Source organism: Paenibacillus profundus (genome assembly GCF_021369635.1).
GTDB classification, from domain to species: domain Bacteria; phylum Bacillota; class Bacilli; order Paenibacillales; family Paenibacillaceae; genus Paenibacillus_B; species Paenibacillus_B profundus.
The window spans coordinates 1-2,408 of the sequence record NZ_JAJNBZ010000083.1 but is presented as its reverse complement, the minus strand read 5'-3'; the positions used below and the strand labels follow the sequence as shown (position 1 = coordinate 2,408).

Genomic DNA, 2,408 nt, shown 5'->3' with positions numbered 1-2,408 from the left:
TTTATCGCTGGCCTCTATTCTTTTATGGCTAAATTAGGTTTGAAGACACGCTCTAAAGGAACAAAGAGATAATGTTGCGGAAATTAAGTTAGATAAGATAACACTAGACTACCCGTCTGAAAATTTGACCATAAGCATTAAATATGAAAATGATACGTGGCTGATGGCATCACCACTTGTTCAATAATAAACCAGCGGCAGTAAAGGACTTTATTTTCCAGTCCAAGACTGCCGCTATTTTTATTTTGAGCCAGTAAGTAGCACGAATTAACGTACCCTTTACCGCGGTACGCTTGATAATAACTTGCTATCGAAGATCATGAAAATTATCAGAGGAGAAGCGTGTGGGCCTGACGGATTTCAATTTGGATAAGATATATCACTTAGAAAACAGCTACATCGGGATCAGCTGTATTCGATTGTTTTGGAAATAGGAATCCTGTGGTGTAAGGTGAATATTGACCATGCAATCGAAAAGCTTTTTCAATCTCAACTGCAGCTCGACGTGCATCTTCTGCGGTTTGCTTGCCAGTAACGATGTCGTTCATCAAGTTTAAAGCCATAAAATTCGCCGCTTCTTGATCGCATTTAGCTGTAGCTTCACCAGCCGTACGATCTGGATACAAGCTGCCATCAAACTGTGCTATGGCACCAAAAGATTGAACAGGGACTCTATAATCAATGGTTTGTGCTAAATACCACGTAATTTTTGTCATGCATGCATCATTTGGTAAACCATATTTATTGATTAACAAATAAATCGTATTTTTTTGTTCCTCAGGCCAATTCGCTAAAATTTGATCTAAATACGGATGGATATGAGAATTCTGACGATGATATCCGCTCAATCCATTATGCATTTTTAATAAACCTTCCGCTAACAGATGTAATATTATATACTGGTCATCTATCCAGAGTTACAAGATAAGCACTAGTTGCTGATTCGGCTAACAAGGAACGTTAGTTCTATAAACCAGGCAGTCAAAGACTACCACTGGTTTATTATTGGAGTGAGAGACCCTTAACTTGAAAATTGAATTTTGTTAGATAGAAAATCCCTCTAGACTGTAGATGGGATTTTTAGGTAGAATGTGGGTTAGTAAATGTTGGAAGGAGTGACGTATCGATGTTAAACAAGGTGATTATCAATTAGGTCAATTTGTAGCGTAATGATGAATATTTACAAAGGAAGGTGCTCAGAAATATTGCGAACTAAAGAAGATGTAATGACTTATAACGATGTTGTTTCAATCGGCGATACCTATTTACTTCCAGTGGTAACGGAGTTGTTCGGATTAGAAGGCTATGAAATCCAGCTTATTCCGGCACATGACGGAGGGCGGAATGTCGTATATACCTGTGAGAAAGACGGAGCCGACGCTAAAATACTTAGAATCGCCTTCTTACCTGACAGGGACCGGGAAGATTTTATGGCCGAAGTGGAGTATATCAGGTATTTATTTGAGCATGGCGGAAGTGTCTCGAATGTAGTCAGCTCCCAAAAGGGGAATCTGCTGGAAGAGATCACGCATAATAATCATACCTTATATATCTGCCTGTTCGAAAAGGCCAAGGGAAAATTGCTTGTGGAAAATCGTTATCGGTACCGGGAAGGAGTTCCTCTTTCCGAATATTTTTATAACTGCGGTAAAGTCCTGGGGAAACTGCACCACATATCGAAAGGGTATACTCCTGTCCAACGTCGGTATAGCTTTTTTGACAAATTCAATGCCGAATATATCAATAAACTGATACCCGACTCCCTCTCTCTGCTTAAGAAGAAGCTGGTAGAGCTCCTTAATACCTTAGAAGGATTGGATACGAACCGTGAGTCTTTCGGTATGCTCCATTTTGATTACAACGATGGGAATTATTCGATAGATTTTGATACCGGGCAAATAACGGTATATGATTTCGATAATTCATGTTTTGGTTGGTATATGTTTGACTTGGCCAGTATCTGGGGAATCGGAGTGGGCTGGATACAATTTGAACCAGACGCCGGTAAACGTAAAACGTTTATGGATGATTATTTTGAAACCGTTCTCGCGGGTTACAGATCCGAGACCAATCTTGAAGATTCGATGTTGGATCAGTTACCTTTATTTATTCAGGTGTGTGTCATGGAAAATATTGTAGACGCATTCGAGTGTATGCGAAACAACGGCGAAGAGCCGGAGTGTGATGAGGAGCTGTCGTATCGCATAAAATGCATGGAAGACGATATCCCGTATAAGGGATTTTTCCATGAGATTTATTCGTGTGAAGAACCTTTTCAGTATGAGGGACGAAATATGTAGATTGAAATTGTGAACAGCCGGCTCATTGGGGCCGGCTTTGTTTTTCGCTGAACAAACGGGCAGCATTCCTATAATGAAGAAATATGAGATTTGAGAAACAAAAAGACT

The 2,408-nt window shown here is 39.9% G+C and carries 2 protein-coding genes; one reads left to right on the top strand and one right to left on the bottom strand.

The window, feature by feature from the left end:
• Window positions 1-383: 383 nt before the first annotated feature.
• Entirely contained in the window at window positions 384-860 is a 477-nt protein-coding gene (locus LQV63_RS31135; RefSeq protein ID WP_233699637.1) for a hypothetical protein, read from the bottom strand.
• A gap of 366 nt (window positions 861-1,226) precedes the next feature.
• Between LQV63_RS31135 and LQV63_RS31130 the strand changes: the two genes are divergently transcribed.
• Window positions 1,227-2,300, top strand: a complete 1,074-nt coding sequence (locus LQV63_RS31130) for a phosphotransferase enzyme family protein (protein WP_325175950.1) — start codon at window positions 1,227-1,229, stop codon at window positions 2,298-2,300.
• Window positions 2,301-2,408 lie beyond the last annotated feature (108 nt).